Source organism: Streptomyces lydicus (assembly GCF_001729485.1).
Taxonomy (GTDB): domain Bacteria; phylum Actinomycetota; class Actinomycetes; order Streptomycetales; family Streptomycetaceae; genus Streptomyces; species Streptomyces lydicus_D.
Map to the genome: position 1 here is coordinate 2,997,511 of NZ_CP017157.1, position 19,597 is coordinate 3,017,107.

A 19,597-nucleotide genomic window follows, 5' to 3' on the forward strand; every position below is an offset into this window, starting at 1 on the left:
CCCCCTTCGGGGGAGGGGGCGGGGGTGGGTTCGGGGGTGGGGGGTGTGCGCGGATGACATCGGATGACGCGTACCCGCCAGGCTTCGTCCCCCGTCCCCCGTCTCCCGTCCCCCTCCCGACCCACCACCCCGAACGGGTGGATGCGTCCCCACCGGCGCGAGAGAATTCCCCAGGCACGGCACCGAACCGAACCACGGCTCCGAACCGAACCACGGCTCCGGACCGAACCACGGCACCGCGACCGGACCACGGCACCGAACCGAACCACGGCACCGCGACCGGACCGCCGCACCCGACCGAACCGCCGCGCCGCGCCACACGGACAACAACAACGGGGGACAAACCAGTGGACAACGCGGAACCCACGCCGCCCGCCGCCCGGGCAGCCGAACAGGACACACCACCACCAGCGACACCCCTCGTCCAGTCAACGGCGCAAGCCGAACAGGACACACACAGCACACACAGCACGCGCGGAACACACGGCACCCACGACGCCCCCTCAGCAGTCCTCCCGACCCAGACTCCCCAATCACCCCAACCAGCCCGGTCACCCCAACCGCCCCAGCTCTCCCTGGAGTTACTGGTGCACGGCGTCGGCGGCACCACCGCGCAGGAGATGCTCGGCGATCCGCGCGTCCAGCTGATCACGGGGGACGACACCGCCGCCTGTTACCGCCGCACGGACGACGCGGACGCGGAGGAGCGGCCCGCGGACCATCAGGGCGAGCCGGTGCGTGAGGCGTACTGCTGGTCCAATCTGACCTCGGGCAACGGGGCCCGTGCGCTGTGGCTGATCCTGTTGCCCTTCATGGTCGCCAACCTCGCGCACTGGATGCGGCCCGCCGCCCCGGCCGACCACCCGGCCCAGCGGATCTACGACCTGCTGGTGCGCCTCCTCGCGCTCACCCTCACCGTGCTGCTCGCCGCCGCGGCCTGTGAGGTCGCCCTCGACCTCACGGCCTGGCAGTGCGCCGGCACCACCGTCTGCGTCGCCGGCAAGTCGTGGTTGGGCTGGCTCGACCCCGGCAACGCCGGCTGGTGGAGCACCCCCGGCCGGCGCCTCGCCCTCGCCTCCCTGGTGCCGCTGCTCGTCATCGGATTCCTGTCGTGGCTCTCGCACCGCACCTGGAGCGCGTACGAGTCCGCCTCCCCGCCGCCCCGCGAGCCCGGCAGTTCGCGCTTCACCCCGCACGAGGAGCGGACCGCGCTCAGCCTGGAGGGCTTCTGGTACGGCCGCAGGCTGGTCGCCCGGCTGCGGGCCGCGCACACCACGGCGGGCGTCCTGACGATCGCCGCGGTGCTGCTCGCCGCCGGCGCCAAGGCCGACGGGCACACCGGCGGCGACACCGTCCTCGCGGTCACCGGACGGGCGCTGGCCGCCCTGGTCATCCTGCTCGCCGCCGCCACGCTCGTGATCGTCTGGCGGACCGCGCGCAGTGAGGCCGCACCGGACGACCAGACCGACCGTCCGGTGGTGCGGGCGCTGCCGTACGCCGCCGTCGGCGTGCTCGCGCTGATCGCGGTGCACAGCGGCTGGGCGCGCCCCGGTGCCCGCAGCCACGGCCCGCTGCCCGGCGCGGCCGCGTTCGGCGGGATCGCGGTCTTCCAGGGCGTGCTGGTCCTCGCGCTGGCGGTGACCGCGTGCGTCCTGCAGCGCGCCGCCCGCAACGACCCCCGTACGGCGCTGCGCGGTATGGGCGGACCCGCGGTCGCCCTGCTGGCGTGCGCGGTGGGCGGGGTGCTGTCCGGGGGAGTGGCGCAGCGCTTCGCCGACTGGATGGACGGCGGGGCGACCCCGGGCCAGGCGCACGCCCCCATTCCCGGCCCGCCCGTGCTGCTGTCCTGGCAAGCCTCCGTGATCCCGGCCCTGTTGCTGGTGGTCGCCGTGGTCGTGCTGCTCGCCGCGATCCGTGTGGTGATCGTCCGCCGCCGGGTCGAGAAGGACGTCCCCGGGCTCTACGACCCGCGGGAGCACCCCGATGCGCGCCGTACGAAGCGGATCGCCGGCACCATCGCCCGCGCCGGACTCACCGACGCGTCGCCGGTCCTGGTCGCGGCCATCGCCGCGGTCACCCTCGTCCTGGGGGCCGGCGCGGTGGCCGGCGCCTGGCTCACCGACCGGGCGCCCGGGCGGGCCACCGCCGGCGCCGCGCCCGTCGTGCACGCCGCCGCCGAGACCGCGGAGTCCCTCGGCTCCTGGCTGATGAGCGCCGGGGTCATACTGCTGATCGCCATGGGCCGGCGCGCCTACCGTGACCACTCCGCCCGGCGGACCATCGGCATCCTGTGGGACGTCGGCACGTTCTGGCCGCGCGCCGCGCACCCCTTCGCGCCGCCCTGCTACGCCGAGCGTGCGGTGCCCGACCTCACCTGGCGGATGGCCACCTGGACCGAGCGGTTCGACGGCCGTCTGGTGCTCTCCGGGCACTCCCAGGGCAGCGTGCTGGCGGCCGCCGCCGTCTGGCAGCTCGATCTGGTCACCCGCAGCCGGGTGGCGCTGCTGACGTACGGCAGCCCCCTGGAGCGCCTCTACGGCCGCTGGTTCCCCGCCTTCTTCGGGCCGCCCGCGCTGACCGGGCTGCACCGTGAGATGGACGACTGGCGCAACCTGTGGCGCTTCACCGACCCCATCGGCGGACCGATCCGGCTGACCTGCGAGGACGGCCGCCGGATCGACGAGGGGCCGCTACGCGACCCGCTCGCCTTCGGCCGGACCCTGCGCAATCCGCTGCCCGCCCAGATCCTGGGGCACGGCGACTACCAGGCCGACCCGGTCTTCGACGCGGTCCGCGCCGAACTGATCGCCCGGCTCGCCCCGGGCGTGCCGCCCCAGCCCGGCCCCGCCGACGTGGCGTCCGCCGACCGTCCCGGTCAGGGGAGTTCGGGCAGGTCGTCCGCGTAGAGGAGGGTGAGGTCGTCGGTGCTCGGGTCGGTCAGCTGCGCCACCCGGCCCGCGTGCCGCTCGACCATCGCCTCGAACGTCTGCCGCGCGGTGCGGCCGTTGCCGAAGGAGGGGCCCTTGGGGAGCGCGGTGAAGTACTTCAGCAGCGCCTCACCGGCCCCCTCGCCGAGGCGGTACTCGTGCTCCTCGCCCTGCTGCTCGACGATCCGCAGCAGCTCCTCCGGGGCGTAGTCGCCGAAGGTGATGGTGCGTGAGAAACGGGACGCCACACCGGGGTTGACGGCGAGGAAGCGCTCCATCTCGACGGTGTAGCCGGCGACGATCACCACCACCGCCTCCCGGTGGTCCTCCATCAGCTTCACGAGGGTGTCGATAGCCTCCTTGCCGAAGTCCCGGCCGGAGTCCTCGGGGGAGAGGGCGTACGCCTCGTCGATGAAGAGCACCCCGCCGCGCGCCCGTTCGAACGCCTCCTGGGTGCGGATCGCCGTCGACCCGATGTGCTCACCCACCAGATCCACCCGGGACACCTCGACCAGGTGCCCGCGCTCCAACACCCCGAGGGACGCCAGGATTTCGCCGTAGAGGCGGGCGACCGTCGTCTTGCCGGTGCCGGGGGAGCCGGTGAAGACCAGGTGGCGTCGCACGGACGCCGCCTTCAGTCCCGCCTCCTGTCGCCGGCGGCCCACCTCGATCATGTTGATCAGGCTGCGCACCTCACGCTTGACGCTCTCCAGCCCGACGAGGGTGTCCAGTTCGCCGAGCACCACCTCGGAGGGCCGGCTGCTGACGACCGGCTCGGCGGGGGCGGTGCCGGCGGCCGCGGGCGGGCTCTGCGCCGGTACGTTGCCCAGCAGCCCGGTGGTCTGTGTCGCCTGCTGAACGGCTGGCGCGGTGGCTCCGGACCCCGGCGCGGGCAGCGCGCGGCTCTCGTCGCTGGTGCAGTCCGTGACCGTCGGCCCGTCGCCCTGCCCGGTGCCGCCCTCGGCGAACTCGTAGCCGCCGCGTGCGCACCGCTCCGTACGGCACCGCGTCAGCGTCGTACGGCAGCCGTCGATCACATGGAAGCCGAAACCGGAGCTGCCGGTCACCCGGCAGCTCTGGAAGGTGCCGCGGCCCTCGGCCGACACGTAGAAGCCGGCCTCGGCCGGTGAACTGACGGTGCAGCCCTCGATGGTGGGGTCCGCGCCCTTCGTGACGATCACGCCGGTCTGCGCCCCGTCGATGGTGCAGTTGGCGAGCGTGCCACCGCTGCCGTGGTCGCGGAACCACGCGCCGGTCGCCGCCTCCCGGATCCGGCAGTCGTCCAGCTGGACGGTCGCCCCGTCGCTGACCGACACCGCGGTGTTGCGGACCTGTGCGAGGTCGCAGTCGACCACGTCGGCACGGGAGCCGCGGTCCAGGACGAACAGGGCGTCCGGTACGTCGTGCACCCGGGTCGAGTCCAGTACGGCGGTCGCGCCGTCGCTCACCCACACCGCCGGGTAGTCGCCCGTACTGTCGTGGATCTCGCACTGGTTGGCGTCCACCCGGGTTCCCGGGTCCCACACCGACAGGCCGTTGCGCCCGAAGTGCCGCACCGTGCTGCGGGTCAGCGTCAGCACCGAACGCGACCGCAGATCGATCGCGTTCTCCGGGATGTCGTGGATGTCGCAGTCGGCGAGCGTGAGCACCGCGTCGGTGTCCAGGGTGACGCCGTCGGCGGAGGTGCGGTGCACCGTGCAGTCCGTGAGGTGGCCGGTGGCCCGCGCGGCCACCTGGATCCCCGCGCCCTTGATCTCGTACAGCTCGCAGCCCACCGCCTCGACGGCGCTGCCCTCGCCGTTGATCGACAGGCCGGCGCCCGAGGCGTGGTGGATCCGGCAGTTCTCCAGCCGCGGGTGGGCCGCGCCGCGGACCGCCACCCCGGCCTGCCCGGCCGCCACCACCTCGCACTCCTCGAAGAGGCCGCCGGCTCCGTCCAGGACGCTGATGCCGACCCCGCCCGCGTTGTCGACGGTGCAGCGCCGCACCGTCGGACGGGCCCCGCCGCGCACCTCGATGCCGGACGCGGACCGGGTCACCACCCGCAGGCCGGACAGCTCCGGCGCGCCGTCCTCCACCAGCAGCGCCGGCGACGCCGAATCCGTCGCCTCCAGATGCAGATCGTGGACGGTCGCCGAGGCCCGTATCGTCAGCGCCACCCCGTCGGCCGGGGCGATCCGCACCGAGCCGCGCGACCCGTCGGGGCCGCGCAGCGTCACCGCGCGCTGCAGCACCAGGTTCTCCCGGTACGTGCCGGCAGGGACGGTCAGCACATCGCCGTCCCCGGCGGCCTCCAGGGCGGCGGCGAGCGAGCTGTACTCCCCTGTCCGGCGCCGCCAACGGGACGTTCCGGAGTGCGTCACCTGGACCGAGCCCTGTGCCATGGCGCTGTCGTGCCCCCACCTCGTGCGGCTGATGTCGGCCCGGCAACCATCCGTCCGCGGATGTCCGCATTCGGGTGCGCAAGGCCCCAGCCGAGAGGCTGGCGCCCCCACCGTAGCGCGCCCGGCGGGCCGTGGTTGACACGGTCAGCGCCTGGTCAGCCGCGGACCGTCCAGGCGGTCAACTCCCCGCGTCGGCCCGGCCCCAGTCCTGGCCCGCCCGCTCCCACTCCAGGCCCCAACGGCGGTAGCGGCGCGCCATCAACTGCCCCACGAACAGCCGCCGGCCGCCCTCGATCAGCCCGCCGACGGCGGCCGTGGTACCCAGGCCCGCCAGCACCGCGTGGGTACCGGCCGTGCTGACGTCCATCGGCCGCGGCATCACCCGCCCCTGGCCGTCGGTCCAGATGCGGAACTGCTCGCCCGGTTCGACGGGGCGCGGGGCCGAGATCTGCCCGAGGTGCGCGGTGCCGTTCACGGCCGTCCAGCGGGCGAGGACCCGGCGGTGCGCGTCACGCTGCGACGAGGTCTCCGGATCGGGGTCGAGCGGGGCCCGGGAGACCAGCCGGTCGACCGTGACCCACACCAGGTGCCGCTGCCGGTGCTGGAGCGCCACGGTCTGCAGCAGCGCGCCGTGCGCCGCCCGGCCGCTGAACCAGCCCGCAACGGGTGCTCCGAGGACGAGCAGGAGGACGGCGGCGAGCGCCACCCAGGACTCGACCAGATCGGTCCGGCGCCGCAGCGGATTGCGCCGCCAGCGCCATACGCCTCGTACGGCTCCCATCGTCGCCCCCTCTCGTGCTCCGTGAATACCTCATCCGGGGTGCTCCATGCGAGAGTTCTGCGAAGAGAGAGCAACATCACCCACAACGGAAGGCGTCTTCCGGCCGAACGGAGCGGGATCCGGCGCCGCGGTCAGGGCAGCCGTACCGCCAGCGTCACCACCGCGCCCGTGGCGCCGGCCTCCGGAGCCGTCGCGGAGACCGCGAACCGGTCCGCCACCAGGCGCGCCAGCCACAGCCCGCGGCCCTTCGGGGCACCGTCCAGGCCCGGCAGCAGCTCGGGGATCACCGCCTCGCTGAACCCGGGGCCGCTGTCGCTGATCCGGCACTCCAACTCGTCGCCCACCCGGCGCAGCTCCAGCCGCCCCGCGCCGCCGGCGTGCTCCACGGCGTTCCCCGCGACCTCGTCCACCGCCAGCACGAATTCGCCCCGCCGCGGTTCGCGCAGACCCTCGCGGGCGGCGCACTCCTCGACCAGCAGCCGCAGCTGGGGCAGCAGCCGGGCGGTGAAGCGCCGCCGGAGCAGCGGCCGGTCGGGCTCCTCGGCGGGCACTCCGGCCGGGCTCGCCGGGCCGGGCATCACCACGGGGTCACCCCCTCCGTCAGCGCCAGCGGCGGCACCGTCCCGCCGCCCAGCCGCCGCAGCAGCCGGCGCTGGCCGCGGTCGCAGCGCACCTCGATCAGATCGTGACCGGCGGCGCCGTGGGCCAGTACGAGCAGGCTGACGGCACAGCCCACCGACAGGAAGTGCAGCCGGGTCAGATCCACCGTCAGCCTGCGGTCCGGTGCCGTGTGGGCCAGTGCGATCCGCAGCGCTCTGCTGAACTCCGCCTGCCGGGCGGTGTCCGCCTCGCCGATGAAGTGCAGCGCGCCGTCGGGTTCACGCACCGTGCGCAGGCTTCCCAGCCGCTCCAGCAGGGTGCGCGGATGCGCCCGTTCCATGGCGTCGAGCACCCCGCGGTCGAACCGGCGGCGGTCGTACGCGCAGATTTCCGTGTACGGCCGGCCGGTGAAGAGCGCGTGCGCCCCGCTCTCCCGGCGCATCATCACCTCGACCTCCGCGCCGAGCGCGGCGACCCAGCCCATGTCGATGAACGCCCGCAGACCGGCGTACCCCTCGGCCGTCGCCCGGTCGGTTTCCCGGTGCAGCCGCCCCATCTGGCGCGCGGCGGTGAACTCCGGTTCGGGTGCGATCACTTCGCGCATGCTGCTCACCACGAGCTGACCGCGCTCGCGGGCGGCGGCCGTGCTGCGGCTGGGGAAGTCGATCCGGGCCAGGACCTCTTCCGCCGGCACCCAGGGCGAGGGCAGCACCAGCACCTTCTCGCCGCGGGCCAGCCCGAGTCGTACGAACGCCGTGACGGCCTCCCAGCGCACCTCGTCATCGCCGTAACTCACGAAGGCGTGGTCCCCGGGCCGCAGGTGCTGGACGGGAACGAGGTGGCCACTGCTTCCGTTGTCCCTCGAAGGCGTCGACACGCAGCCCCTGTCTCCCGTCGCCCGCACCCTCCGGCGGCCCGCCGCGGGCGACCGCGGCGAGACCACCGTGAACGGCCGCGCAGACCCGTCAGTCGAGTATCTCGAAAGGGTCGCCGACACGGATCGTGCCGACCCCACGGGGAATCAGATTCTGGCCGAAGACCAGCCGGTCGCCGAAGCGCCGATGACGGGCCAGCGTCCGCAGCGGCTCCTTGCCCCGCTCGGCCGTGTGCTGGTCGGTGGTGGTGACGACACAGCGTGCGCTGGGCTTGGCCACCTGGAAGACCACCTCGCCGATGCGGATTCGGCGCCACTCGTCCTCGGCCCACGGAGCCGTGCCGTCCACCACCACATTGGGCCGGAAACGGCTCATCGGCAGGGGCCCCTCGTCGGCGTGGTCGCCCTGCGCGATGAGGGAGTTGAGGGCGTCCAGCGACGAGGTGGTCGTCAGCAGCAGCGGGAAGCCGTCGGCGAAGCTGACCGTCTCACCGGGCTCGCAGTACTCCGGCGCGATGGGGCGGCGCTTCTCCGGGGCGTCGAGATGCACCAGCCGGCACTCGACGCCCAGATATCTGCTGAACCACTCGGCCGCGGCCTCGCCGGCGGGCACCGCCTCGACCTGGTCCTTCCAGACCTCGACCGGGACGGTTTCCACGGACCCGGGCACCTCGACCGTCAGCGGCGCCATCCCGGGCGCGGTGAGCCGGAGGCCACCACCCGGCAGCCCCTCGGCGCGCGCCAAGGCCAACGTCGGCTGCGGACGTTGGGTGATCTGCCTGTGCTCGGCGTCCACCAGCAGCCACCGTCGGTCCCCGGCGAGCCCCCACGGCTCCACGACCGCCTCGCCGGGACCGGACCCCGCAATGGATTTGACCGGGTAGAGATGGATCGACACGAGAGCAGGCTTGGGCATGCGTTCCATCCTGCCAGCAGCCTCGGACAGTTGACCGACCGCCCGGTCAGTACCCCCGCGGGTACTGGCGGCCGTACGGATCGTCGTACGGCGCGGCGGGCCGCGGGGCGACCGGTGCGGCGGGCCGCATCGCCTCGTACCCCGTACCGCCGGCCGGGCGCTGGGGCTGGGGCTGCTGCGGGGGCTGATAGCCGCCGCGGGCACCTGCCTGCTGCGGGATGTAGGGCGCCGGCGCCTGCTGCAGCGGGGCGACCGGCTGCGCGGCGGCACCCGGGTAGCCCTGCCCGGGCGAGGGGTGGGACGGGGCGGCCGGCAGGGCCGGCAGCGCGGAGGGCAGTGCGGGCAAGTACGACGACCCGGTGTCGTAAGGGGAGGGGTTCACCCGGATCGGGGCGATCTGCGGCGTGCCGCGTTCGGCGACGAGGCTGTCGTAGATCGGGGTGTCCGGGAAGGAAGGCGAAGCGTAGTAGCCGCCGCCGTAGGTAGAGCGGGGGGAGGTCATGCCTCATAAGTTAAGCCCACGATGTGTCGATTGGGGAGTCTGGAAAGAGGGTTGTTTTACGTGTTCGGAGAGGTCATGGATCCCCAATGCGAGCGAACTCGGGAAAATCGGTCGCGATCGCCCGTAGGAATCCTGTAAAGAGCTGGCTTCTCCCGGGTGAACAGGGGCCGTTCGGAGTGGTCGGCGCCGAGTAGGTTGGAGGAGTCACCACCGACGGGGCACCGAGGAGAGGAAGGCGCGGCGATGTCGATGCTCAAGGGCGGCAATGTCCCGGTTCCGGCCCCGGCGGTCCGGGTGGAGCTGGGCTGGCAACCCGCCCCGGGGACGCCGGACGTGGACGCCTCGGCACTGCTCCTGGTGTCCGGCAGGGTCCGCGACGACGCGGACTTCGTCTTCTACAACCAGCCGGTGCACGCCTCCGGAGCCGTACGGCACGAGGGCAAGCGGCCGGCCGGCGGAGCGCTGACCGACACCGTCACCGTGGCCCTGGCCTCCGTGGAGCCCGCCGTCGACAAGGTGGTGCTCGCCGCCTCCGCCGACGGCGGCACCTTCGGCAGCGTCCCCGGCCTGAGCATCCGGGTGCTGGACGAGGCGAGCGGCGCCGAGCTGGCCCGTTTCGACAGCCACGACGCCACCACCGAGAGCGCGTTCGTGCTCGGTGAGCTCTACCGCCGCCAGGGCGCCTGGAAGTTCCGCGCGGTGGGCCAGGGGTACGACACCGGGCTCGCGGGCCTGGCCACGGACTTCGGCATCAGCGTCGAGGAGCCCGCCGCGCCGCCGCCTCCGGCGTCCGCCCCGGTCCCCGCGCCCGTCACGCCCCCGACGACTCCTCCCGCCGCGCCGCCCGCGCCCCCGTTGCCGACGGGTCAACCGGCGGCGTCAATTCCGCCCCCTCCCGGGCAGCCCGCCCCGGCCCCCGCGCCCGCTCCCGTTCGTCTGACAAAAGTCACCCTCACGAAGGACGCCCCCGCCGTTTCGTTGACGAAGCAGGGCGGCACCTCCGGCGCGATGCGGGTGAACCTCAACTGGTCCGGCGCCGGCGCCGGCAAGCGGCTGACCAAGAAACTCGGCCGCAAGGCCATGCAGGCCATGGGCGCCCGCGGCGCGCTGCTGCCCCCGTCCGGCGAGCTGGACCTCGATCTGTGCGCGCTGTACGAACTCACCGACGGCTCCGCCGGCGTGGTCCATCCGCTCGGCAACAACTTCGGCGCGCTGCACGCCCCGCCGTACATCCAGCTCGACGGCGACGACCGCACCGGCGCCGTCGCGGCCGGCGAGAACCTCACCGTCAACCTCGACCACCAGGCACGCATCAAGCGCATCCTGATCTTCGTCACGGTCTACGCGGGCGCCCGCAGCTTCGAGGGCCTGAGCGCCACGGTCACCCTCCGGCCACAGCACGGCGCCCCCGTCGACTTCTCGCTCGACGCCTGCACGGTGCCCTCCAACGTCTGCGCCCTGGCCCTGATCACGAACACCGGCGGCGAACTCGTCGTCCGGCGCGAGGCCCGCTATCTCGTTCCCGAGCCCGGCGTCAGCCCGCAGCGCACGGTCGACCACGCCTACGGCTGGGGGCTGGACTGGTCGCCGGCCAGGAAGTGACGCCGCCTCCGGGGGCCCGGCTCAGGGCGCTCCGTACGTCCGGCCCTTCCAGGCCGCGCCGCGCCCCCGGTAGTGCTGCACCGCCGAGTCCACGGTCATCACGAGGTACAGCAGCGCGGTGAACGGCAGCAGCGGCGCCGCCCACGGCGGCTGCCGGTAGTAGCGCAGCATCGGCAGATACGTCCCGCACATCACCGCCCAGGCCGCCGTGCCGAGCGCCGCGACCGCCGCCTCGCCGCCGGCCGCCCCGGCCACCGCCAGGGCGGGCGGCGCGAGATACACCAGCCCCAGTCCCAGCACCGTGCCGAGCAGCAGCAGCGGCTGGTGCCGCAGCTGGGCGTACGCGCTGCGCGAGACCATCCGCCACAGCTCGGCCAGCCGCGGATAGGGCCGCACACTGTCCACCCGGTCCGCCAGCCCCAGCCAGATGCGGCCCCCGCTGCGCTTGACCGCCCGCGCCAGCGTCACGTCGTCGATCACCGCGTGCCGGATCGCCTCCGGGATGCCCGCCCGCTCCGCCGCCTCCGTCCGCAGCAGCACGCAGCCGCCGGCCGCCGCCGCGGTCCGCGACCCTGGGCGGTTGACCCGGCGGAACGGATACAGCTGCGCGAAGAAGTACACGAACGCCGGTACGATCAGCCGCTCCCAGCGGGTCGCCACCCGCAGCCGCGCCATCTGCGAGACCAGGTCCAGCTCCGCCGAGCGGGCCGCCGCCACCAACTCCCGCAGACCGTCCGGCTCGTGTGCGATGTCCGCGTCGGTCAGCAGCAGGTACTCCGGCGCCGTGCGCTCCCGCGCCAGCGCGATCCCGTGCCGTACGGCCCACAGCTTCCCCGTCCACCCCGGCTCCGGCTCACCGGGTGCGGACACCGTCAGCGGCAGCCCGCCCCGTGCGGCCGCCAGGGTGCGGGCCAGCGCGCCGGTGCCGTCCGTGCTGCCGTCGTCGACCAGGAACACCTCGGCCCGGCCCGGGTACTTCTGCCCGAGCAGCGAGGGCAGGCTCGCCGGCAGCACCTCGGCCTCGTCGCGCGCCGGGACCACCACCGCGACCGACGGCCAGCGCTCCGGATCCCGGCGGTCCGGCAGCCGTACATCGGTCCGCCAGAAGAGGCCCTGCCCCGCCAGCAGCCACACCCAGGTCAGCAGCGACCCGGCACCGATCCACTCCATCGCTCCCACGGGCGGCAGTCTGCCGCACCCCGCGCCGCCGGCCGGCCCGCCCGGCCGTACGTGTCCCGCACGGCCCCGCCCGGTATGACAAGTGGGACGTCGGGCCCGATAAAGTGTCCGGGTGAAGATCGCGCTGATGGACTCCGGGACCGGGCTGCTGCCGGCGGCCGCTGCGATGCGGCGACTGCGGCCGGACGCCGATCTGGTCCTCTCCACCGACCCCGACGGCATGCCCTGGGGCCCGCGTACCCCCGACGACGTCGTCGAGCACGCCCTGGCCGTGGCCCGCGCCGCCGCCGCGCACGGCCCCGACGCCTTGATCGTCGCCTGCAACACCGCGTCGGTCCACGCCCTGCCCGCCCTCCGCGCCGAGCTGGAGCCCGCCGTCCCGGTGATCGGAACGGTCCCGGCGATCAAGCCCGCCGCGGCCGGCGGCGGCCCGGTCGCCATCTGGGCCACCCCCGCCACCACCGGCAGCCCCTACCAGCGGGACCTGATCGAGCGCTTCGCACACGGGGTGGACGTCACCGGCGTGCCCTGCCCGGGCCTGGCCGACGCGGTCGAGCAGGCCGACGAGGCGGCCATCGACGCCGCCGTCGCCGTCGCCGCGCAGCGCACCCCGGAAGACGTGCGCACCGTCGTCCTGGGCTGCACCCACTACGAGCTGGTCGCCGAACGGATCCGTGCCGCCCTCCAGCAGCCCGGCGCCCCCGCGCTCGTCCTGCACGGTTCCGCCGAGGCCGTCGCCGCCCAGGCGCTGCGCCGCATCGGTGCCGAGCCGGCGCCCGCGGCCGCCCCGACCGGCCGCGTCACCGTGCTCCTCAGCGGCCGGCCCGGCTCCCTGCCGGCCGAGGCGCTGGCGTACGCCGAGGGCAGGATGCTCGCCGGATCGCCCGCCGACACCGCGGACGCGCTGACCCGTTGAGCGGCGCGGCAGGCCCGTTGACGTCCTGCCGTAGCGTGCAAAGACGCGTACGCTGCGTCTCATGAGGGACCACCCCCACGAGGGGGCAGCAGCCCCCGACGAGCACGGCGGCGACGGCCGGACCCGGGCCGGCGGCTCCTCCGCGGAGCTCCCCGACGTCTGGCGCGGCAGCGCCACCAACCGCGTCCAGTGGCTGCTGGCCGCGGTGGGCGCGGCCTGTCTGGCGCTGGGCATCGAGCTGGCCGTCGACAGCAGCTGGACCACCGGCCTGGCACCCCTGGTGATGTCGGTGGTCGGCTGCGTCGCCGCCGGGCTGCTGGTGCTCTTCGGCACGCTCGCCTTCGTCCATGTCGCGGTCCGGGTCGACCGGGAGTGCCTCGAGGTGCGCTGCGGCCACATCGGGGTGCCGCGCCGCCGGATCCCCCTGGACACCGTCGTCGGCGCCGACTTCGCGCCGCAGGTCACCCCCCGCCACTGGGGCGGCTGGGGCTACCGCTGGCGCCCGGAACAGGGCACCGCCGTGGTCGTACGCCGCGGTGAGGGCCTGGTGCTCCGGCTCGGCGACGGGCGTACCTTCACGATCACCGTCGACGACGCCGAGGACGGCGTCCGCGCCATCCACCGTTTCCTGCGGACGCGCAAGGGCTTCCCCGCGGGCGCCTGAGGGCCCCGGCGGGCGGCTTCGCGTGGGGCCCGGCGTGGGAACGGCTCCCCGCACCGGGACGGGGGGTCTTTCCGGGTCCTTCCCCACGGGACCGGTCCCGTAGGGTCGGGGGCATGGCAACCCCCGACTTCATCCGTGACCTCCGCGAGTCCATCGGCCGGCAGCTGCTGTGGCTGCCCGGGGTGACCGCCGTCGTCCTCGACGACGAGGGCCGGGTCCTGCTGGGGAAGCGGGTCGACACCGGTGGCTGGTCGGTGATCGGCGGTATCCCGGAGCCCGGCGAGCAGCCTGCCGAGACCGCGGTCCGCGAGGTCTTCGAGGAGACCGCGGTCCGCGTCGTCCCCGAGGGGGTGGTGCTCGTCGAGGCCATGCCGCCCATCCGCTACCCCAACGGCGACGTCTGCCAGTTCATGGACGTCACGCTGCGCTGCCGCGCGACCGGCGGCGAGGCCCGGGTCAACGACGACGAGTCGCTGGAGGTGGGGTGGTTCGCCCTGGACGCCCTGCCGGAGCTGGACGCGTACGCGCTGACCCGCATCCGGCGCGCCGTGGAGGGCGGCCCGACCTGGATCCACGGGCTGGACGCCGCGCCTACGGCCCAGCCTTCCTAGGGGACACCCCCGAGGGGCTCACAGCTCCTCCGTCGACGGCTCGCCCACCGGGGCCGACGGGTCGCCGGGGAGCGTGGGCAGCTGGGACCCGTCCGGGCTGCCCGGGTCCTCGGACGGCCCCGAACCCTGCCCGGACGCCTCCTCCGTGTGCATCTCGCGCTTGCCCTTGCGGCAGCTGGTGACCCAGGTGCCGGTGGGGCCGCTCTCGTACTGGCAGAGCCAGCCGCGCACGGACAGCGTCCCCCGGCCGTCGCCGGACTCCTGCGGCGCCCGGAGGAAGAACTCCGCCATCACGTCCCGGGCCTCCGCGCAGCCCACCGTGCCGTCGGCCCCCGGATCCGCGAACAGCGTGACGTCTTCCCCCTCGCTCAGCACGTCCGCGATGTCGCCGCACTGCACGGACTGCCCGGGCACCGGCACCGACGGGGCGCCGGAGCGCTGCGGGTCCGTACCGGCGGACGACGGCGCGGCGGTCGACGCCTCGCCGCCCTCCTCCGCCCCGCAGCCCGCGGTGGCCAGGGCGAGCAGCACGGTCGGTACGGCGATCAGCCTCCGCATGGCGTACTCCCTCGTGGCGGCGGTGCGCAGTCGGCATGCTGCGTCGTACGACGCTAGGAGGCCCGCGCCGGGGCGTCGATCCGGGGCGGCCGTTCGGGTGAGGCGCGTGTCGGGCCACCCGGGGCGGTGGGGGAGCGCCATTGACGTGTTCGCGCGCCACAGTCGCACCGCGAAGTGTGGGGCCGTGGCACATCGGTGCCGGCCCGCCCGCTGCCTAGGGTGCGGGCATGACCATGATCGGTGCCTCAGGAACCCCCGACTCCCCAGGAGCCCCCACCACGCCGGCCGCAGCGGGTGCCCCGGGTCTCCCCGGGCCGGTGGCCCTCGACCTCACCGGCCGCACCGCCCTGGTCACCGGCGCGGCCGGCGGCATCGGACGCGCCTGCGCCCTGCGGCTCGCGGCGGCCGGTGCCACCGTCCGCGCGGTCGACCGGGACGCGACCGGCCTCACCCGCCTCGCCGCCGACCTGCCGCCCGGCGCGCCGGGCGGCATCGAACCCCGGCCGCTGGACCTCACCGACCTGGACGCCGCCGAGCAGGCCGCGGCCGGCACCGACCTGCTGGTCAACAACGCCGGGATCCAGCTCGTCCGGCCCATTGAGGAGTTCCCGCCCGAGGTCTTCCACCAGGTGCTGACCGTCATGCTGGAGGCGCCGTTCCGGCTCCTGCGCGGCGCCCTGCCCCACATGTACGCGCAGGGCTGGGGCCGCGTCATCAACATCTCGTCCGTGCACGGGCTGCGCGCCTCCCCGTTCAAGTCCGCGTACGTGGCGGCCAAGCACGGCCTGGAGGGCCTGTCGAAGACGGCGGCGCTGGAAGGCGCCCCGCACGGCGTCACCAGCAACTGCGTCAATCCCGGCTATGTCCGCACGCCCCTGGTGGAGCGGCAGATCGCCGACCAGGCAGCGGCGCACGGCATCCCCGAGGAGCGCGTCGTGACCGACATCCTGCTCGCCGACACGGCCCTCAAGCGGCTCCTCGAACCGGCGGAGGTCGCCGAGGCCGTCGCCTACTTGTGCACCCCGCAGGCATCGTTCGTGACGGGCACCTCGCTCGTGCTCGACGGGGGCTGGACCGCGCACTGAGCCGCCTCCCCGGGGCCCCACGGCCCGTCCGCGGGTCCCGGAGGCTGGCGCGCCGCGACGACCCGAAGGTATGCCTGTGACCATGCCCCACGACCAGCCGGCTGCCGCGCCCGGCCCCGCACCCGCGGACGCATCCGACCACGACCCGGCCGAGACCCCGTTCCTCGGACTGCTGGCCACCGGCGCCGCCGCCGAGGAGTACGAGCGCCCGGTGCTGCGGGCCCGTGCCGGGGGCGCGGCCGCCGCGCGGCTCGCCGCCCTGGAGCGGGCCAAGCTCCTCGCGCTGCGGGTCCGCACCGAACTGGAGGACCGCCGGCGCCGTGAGGCCGAGCTCTCCGCGCTGTACGCCACCGCGCACGACCTGGCCGGGCTGCGCGACCTGGACGCCGTACTGCGCGCGATCGTCCGCCGGGCCCGCTCCCTGCTCGGCACCGAGGTCGCCTACCTCACCCTCAACGACCCCGCCGCCGGCGACACCTACATGCGGGTCACCGACGGCTCGGTCTCCGCGCGCTTCCAGCAGCTGCGGCTCGCCATGGGCGAGGGCCTCGGCGGACTCGTCGCCCAGACCGCCCGCCCGTACGTCACCGACAGCTACTTCCACGACGAACGGTTCCGGCACACCCGCACCATCGACTCGAGCGTCCGCGACGAGGGGCTGGTGGCGATCCTCGGGGTGCCGCTGCTGCTCGGCAGCGGCGTCATCGGCGTGCTGTTCGCCGCCGACCGCCGCGAGCGGGTCTTCGAACCCGGCCAGGTCGCGCTGCTCGCCGCACACGCGGCGCACGCCGCGGTCGCCATCGACACCGCCAACCTCCTCGCCGAGACCCGGAAGACGCTGACCGAACTGGAGGCCGCCAACGAGATCATCCGCGACCGCAGTGCGGTCATCGAGCGGGCCTCGGGCGTCCACGACCGGCTGACCGAACTGGTGCTGCGCGGCGGCGGCGTCCAGGACGTCGCGGACGCGGTGGCCGAAGTCCTGGACGGCGAGGTGGAGTTCACCGAGCCCGGCCGGGCACCGGCCGCCGCCCTGGACCGTTCGCGCGCCGACGGGCACGCCGTACGGGACGGTGCCGACTGGGTCGCCGCGGTCCGGGCGGGCGGGGAGGTGCTCGGCGCCCTCGTGCTGCGCGGCCACCCGGCGCTGGACCCGGTCGACCAGCGGACCCTGGAGCGGGCCGCGATGGTCACCTCGCTGCTGCTGCTCGCCCGCCGGACCGCGGGCGAGGCCGAGCAGCGGGTCCGCGGCGAGCTGCTGGACGACCTCCTGGACTCCGCCGCCCGCGATCCCCGGCTGCTGCGCGAACGCGCCGCCCGGGTCGGCGCCGACCTCGACGCCCCGCACGTGGTGCTGGCCGCGCGGATGTCCGGAGCGCGAATGGCCGACGGCGACGGCCCGCCCCGCCCCGACGGCACCGACCGCCGGCGCCTGTGGTCGGCGGCCTCCCACCTCGCCGCCACCCGCCACGGCCTGGCCGCCGTACGCGACGGCGGAGCGGTGCTGCTGCTGCCGCTGGACCCCGACGGCGACCCGGCGCGCACCGCGCGGGAGATCGCCGCCCGGCTCGGCACCGCGCTGCACGTGCCCGTCACCGTCGGCGCCTCGGCCCCGGTAGCGGCCCCCGCCGCCCGGCCCGCCGCGGTCGCGGACGCGTACGCGGAGGCCCGGCGCTGCCGGGAGGCGCTGTGCGCCCTAGGCCGGGTGGGACAGGGGGCGGCCGCCGCCGACTTCGGCTTCCTCGGACTGCTGCTGGCCGACACCCGCGACGTGGACGGCTTCGTCCACCGCACGCTGGGTGCCGTCGCCGACTACGACGCCCGCCGCGGTACGGAACTGCTGCGCACCCTCGGGGCGTACTTCGCCTGCGGGATGAGCCCGGCCCGCACCAAGGACGAGCTGCACGTCCATGTGAACACCGTGGCGCAGCGGCTGGAGCGGGTGGGGCGGCTGCTGGGCCCCGACTGGCAGACCCCGGCCCGCGCCCTGGAGCTCCAGCTGGCGCTGCGATTGCACCAGCTCTCCGCCGCCGTGACGCGCGAAACGGAGGAGTAACGGGGCGTCCGCTCCGGGTGCGCGACACGCCGGGCTGCGGCAGCGTGGTCCCGGAGTTTCCCCTCCGCTTCCCCCGGACAAAGGAGTTCGCCATGGGTGACAACAGCGCGATGAACAAGATGAAGGGCAAGGCCAAGCAGAAGGCCGGCGACGCCATGGGCGACGACCGGATGCGCGCCGAGGGCCGCACCGACCACGCCAAGGGCAAGGCCAAGGGAGCCATGGAGGACGCCAAGGAGAGCCTCCAGGGCATGAAGGACTCCCTGAAGGACAAGCGGCGCTGACGTCCGGCGGGGGCGTGGCGGGCCGGCTGCCCCGTCTCCCGGAGCGTCCCACGGCCCGCCGCGCCCCCGCCGCACATCAGGCCCCGCCGGGGCCCGACCCTTCGCCGGTCAGGCCCCCGCCGACGGTACGGGCGGCGACGCGGCCGCCCCTGCCGGAGCCTCCTCGACCGCCGCCAGGTCCCGGCTGCGGGTCTCCCGCGCCACACCCACCGCGAGCAGGGTGAGCAGCGCGGCGGCGATGACGTACAGGGCGATCGGGGTCGGACTGTCGTAGTCGGCGAGCAGCGCGGTCGCGATCAGCGGGGCGGGCGCACCGGCCGCCACCGACGCGAACTGGGCGCCGATCGAGGCACCCGAGTACCGCATCCGCGTCGCGAACAGCTCGGCGAAGAATGCCGCTTGCGGCGCGTACATCGCACCGTGGAAGACCAGGCCCACGCTCACCGCGAGCAGCAGCAGCCCGAAGTTCCGCGAGTCGACCAGCGCGAAGAACGGGAACGCCCAGGCGGCGACGCCGACTGCGCCCAGCAGATAGACCGGCCGGCGCCCGATCCGGTCCGAGAGCGCGCCCCAGGCCGGAATCACCGCGAAGTGCAGCGCCGAGGCGATCAACACCGCGTTCAGCGCGGTCTGTTGGGACAGCCCGGTGTGCGAGGTGGCGTAGACGAGCACGAAGGCCGTGAGGACGTAGTACGAGATGTTCTCGGCCATCCGCGCGCCCATCGCGGTCAGCACCTCGCGCCAGTGGTGCCGCAGGACCGCGACCAGTGGCATCTTCTCCACCGCCGCGCCGGCCGCCCGACGTGCCTCGGCACGCTCCAACGCCGCCCGGAAGACGGGGGATTCGTCGACCGACAGCCGCATCCACAGCCCGACGACCACCAGGACGCCGGAGAGCAGGAACGGCACCCGCCACCCCCAGGACGCGAACGACGCCGCCGGCAGCAGCCCCGTCATCAGCGACAGCACACCGGTGGCGAGCAACTGCCCGGCCGGCGCGCCGGTCTGCGGCCACGACGCCCAGAACCCGCGGCGCCGGGCGTCACCGTGCTCCGACACCAGCAGCACCGCACCGCCCCACTCACCGCCCAGCGCGAACCCCTGCACCAGCCGCAGCGCGGTCAGCAGCACCGGAGCCGCCGTACCCACCGTGGCGTGCGTGGGCAGCAGCCCGATCGCGAACGTCGCGCCCCCCATCATCAGCAGGCTCAGCACCAGCAGTTTCTTCCGCCCCAGGCGGTCCCCGTAGTGCCCGAAGACCAGCGCCCCGACGGGCCGGGCGGCGAACCCGACCGCGTATGTGAGGAAGGACAGCAGGGTCCCCACGAGCGGGTCGGAGCCGGGGAAGAACAGCTTGTTGAAGACCAGCGCGGCGGCCGACCCGTAGAGGAAGAAGTCGTACCACTCGACGGTGGTGCCGATCAGACTCGCGGCGACGATGCGCCGGAGGTTGGCGGACGGTGGGGGAGCGGCTGCTGCGCGGGCCATGTGCACCACTTCCAGGCGGGAAAACAGCGGAAACGTGTCGGCACAACGTAGGAACCCGCAGGTCACTGGCCCATGTGGTGGGACGCCATACTTCAGCGGCGGGGTATGCGGGCGGGCCCCATGACACCGCCCCGGCCGCCCGCCCCGGCGCCTCTTTCACGCCCGGCCGG

The 19,597-nt window shown here is 74.6% G+C and carries 17 protein-coding genes; 8 read left to right on the top strand and 9 right to left on the bottom strand.

The features are described 5' to 3' along the window. Positions 1–620 precede the first annotated feature (620 nt). Positions 621–2,906 carry a hypothetical protein gene (locus SL103_RS12865; RefSeq protein WP_244304164.1) on the top strand — a complete coding sequence of 762 codons (2,286 nt, stop codon included), beginning with the start codon at positions 621–623 and terminating at the stop codon, positions 2,904–2,906. On the opposite strand, the gene SL103_RS12870 is transcribed toward SL103_RS12865, so the two are convergent. The 6 genes from SL103_RS12870 to SL103_RS12895 form a co-directional block, all read right to left on the bottom strand. Continuing rightward, positions 2,876–5,311, bottom strand: coding sequence for a right-handed parallel beta-helix repeat-containing protein (locus SL103_RS12870; protein WP_069568983.1), 2,436 nt, complete (start codon positions 5,309–5,311; stop codon positions 2,876–2,878). The genes SL103_RS12865 and SL103_RS12870 overlap by 31 nt on opposite strands. A gap of 178 nt (positions 5,312–5,489) precedes the next feature. Further along, positions 5,490–6,092 carry an Rv1733c family protein gene (locus tag SL103_RS12875; RefSeq protein ID WP_069568984.1) on the bottom strand — a complete coding sequence of 201 codons (603 nt, stop codon included), beginning with the start codon at positions 6,090–6,092 and terminating at the stop codon, positions 5,490–5,492. 131 nt (positions 6,093–6,223) lie between these two features. Then, the gene (locus tag SL103_RS12880) at positions 6,224–6,670 is read right to left on the bottom strand and encodes an ATP-binding protein (protein ID WP_069573656.1); all 447 of its coding nucleotides are present in this window, start codon (positions 6,668–6,670) and stop codon (positions 6,224–6,226) included. Beyond that, positions 6,670–7,569 (bottom strand): MEDS domain-containing protein, encoded by a 900-nt coding sequence (locus SL103_RS12885; protein ID WP_069568985.1) that lies wholly within the window; start codon positions 7,567–7,569, stop codon positions 6,670–6,672. Before SL103_RS12885 ends, SL103_RS12880 begins: the two co-directional genes overlap by 1 nt. A gap of 88 nt (positions 7,570–7,657) precedes the next feature. Continuing rightward, complete coding sequence (locus tag SL103_RS12890) at positions 7,658–8,482, bottom strand: MOSC domain-containing protein (protein ID WP_069568986.1); 825 nt, start codon at positions 8,480–8,482, stop codon at positions 7,658–7,660. Positions 8,483–8,528: 46 nt separating this feature from the next. Then, positions 8,529–8,984: a DUF6643 family protein gene (locus tag SL103_RS12895; RefSeq protein ID WP_069568987.1), complete on the bottom strand. Its 456-nt coding sequence runs from the start codon at positions 8,982–8,984 to the stop codon at positions 8,529–8,531. 243 nt (positions 8,985–9,227) lie between these two features. Here SL103_RS12895 and SL103_RS12900 point away from each other — a divergent pair, with 243 nt between their 5' ends. Then, complete coding sequence (locus SL103_RS12900; RefSeq protein WP_069568988.1) at positions 9,228–10,586, top strand: TerD family protein; 1,359 nt, start codon at positions 9,228–9,230, stop codon at positions 10,584–10,586. Between the two features lie 21 nt (positions 10,587–10,607). Here the strand turns inward: SL103_RS12900 and SL103_RS12905 are convergent, their stop codons facing one another. Continuing rightward, positions 10,608–11,756, bottom strand: a complete 1,149-nt coding sequence (locus tag SL103_RS12905; RefSeq protein WP_079145714.1) for a glycosyltransferase — start codon at positions 11,754–11,756, stop codon at positions 10,608–10,610. 121 nt (positions 11,757–11,877) lie between these two features. Between SL103_RS12905 and SL103_RS12910 the strand changes: the two genes are divergently transcribed. The 3 genes from SL103_RS12910 (at position 11,878) to SL103_RS12920 (ending at position 13,956) form a co-directional block, all read left to right on the top strand. Beyond that, positions 11,878–12,681, top strand: a complete 804-nt coding sequence (locus tag SL103_RS12910; RefSeq protein WP_079145715.1) for a glutamate racemase — start codon at positions 11,878–11,880, stop codon at positions 12,679–12,681. A 61-nt stretch (positions 12,682–12,742) separates the two neighbouring features. After that, a complete protein-coding gene (locus SL103_RS12915; RefSeq protein ID WP_069568990.1) occupies positions 12,743–13,345 on the top strand; it encodes a hypothetical protein in 603 nt (200 codons plus the stop codon). Between the two features lie 113 nt (positions 13,346–13,458). Continuing rightward, entirely contained in the window at positions 13,459–13,956 is a 498-nt protein-coding gene (locus tag SL103_RS12920; RefSeq protein ID WP_069568991.1) for an NUDIX hydrolase, read from the top strand. Between the two features lie 18 nt (positions 13,957–13,974). Here SL103_RS12920 and SL103_RS12925 read toward each other — a convergent pair whose 3' ends face one another. Continuing rightward, the gene (locus tag SL103_RS12925; RefSeq protein WP_069568992.1) at positions 13,975–14,514 is read right to left on the bottom strand and encodes a hypothetical protein; all 540 of its coding nucleotides are present in this window, start codon (positions 14,512–14,514) and stop codon (positions 13,975–13,977) included. A gap of 233 nt (positions 14,515–14,747) precedes the next feature. Between SL103_RS12925 and SL103_RS12930 the strand changes: the two genes are divergently transcribed. From SL103_RS12930 to SL103_RS12940, 3 genes are all read left to right on the top strand, one after another. Continuing rightward, entirely contained in the window at positions 14,748–15,599 is an 852-nt protein-coding gene (locus SL103_RS12930) for a 3-hydroxybutyrate dehydrogenase (protein ID WP_432215393.1), read from the top strand. Between the two features lie 82 nt (positions 15,600–15,681). Beyond that, positions 15,682–17,655, top strand: a complete 1,974-nt coding sequence (locus SL103_RS12935; protein ID WP_069573660.1) for a helix-turn-helix domain-containing protein — start codon at positions 15,682–15,684, stop codon at positions 17,653–17,655. Positions 17,656–17,747: 92 nt separating this feature from the next. Then, on the top strand, positions 17,748–17,939 hold the full coding sequence (locus SL103_RS12940; protein ID WP_069568994.1) for a CsbD family protein: 192 nt from the start codon (positions 17,748–17,750) through the stop codon (positions 17,937–17,939). A 108-nt stretch (positions 17,940–18,047) separates the two neighbouring features. Here the strand turns inward: SL103_RS12940 and SL103_RS12945 are convergent, their stop codons facing one another. Further along, complete coding sequence (locus SL103_RS12945; RefSeq protein WP_069568995.1) at positions 18,048–19,427, bottom strand: MFS transporter; 1,380 nt, start codon at positions 19,425–19,427, stop codon at positions 18,048–18,050. Positions 19,428–19,597 lie beyond the last annotated feature (170 nt).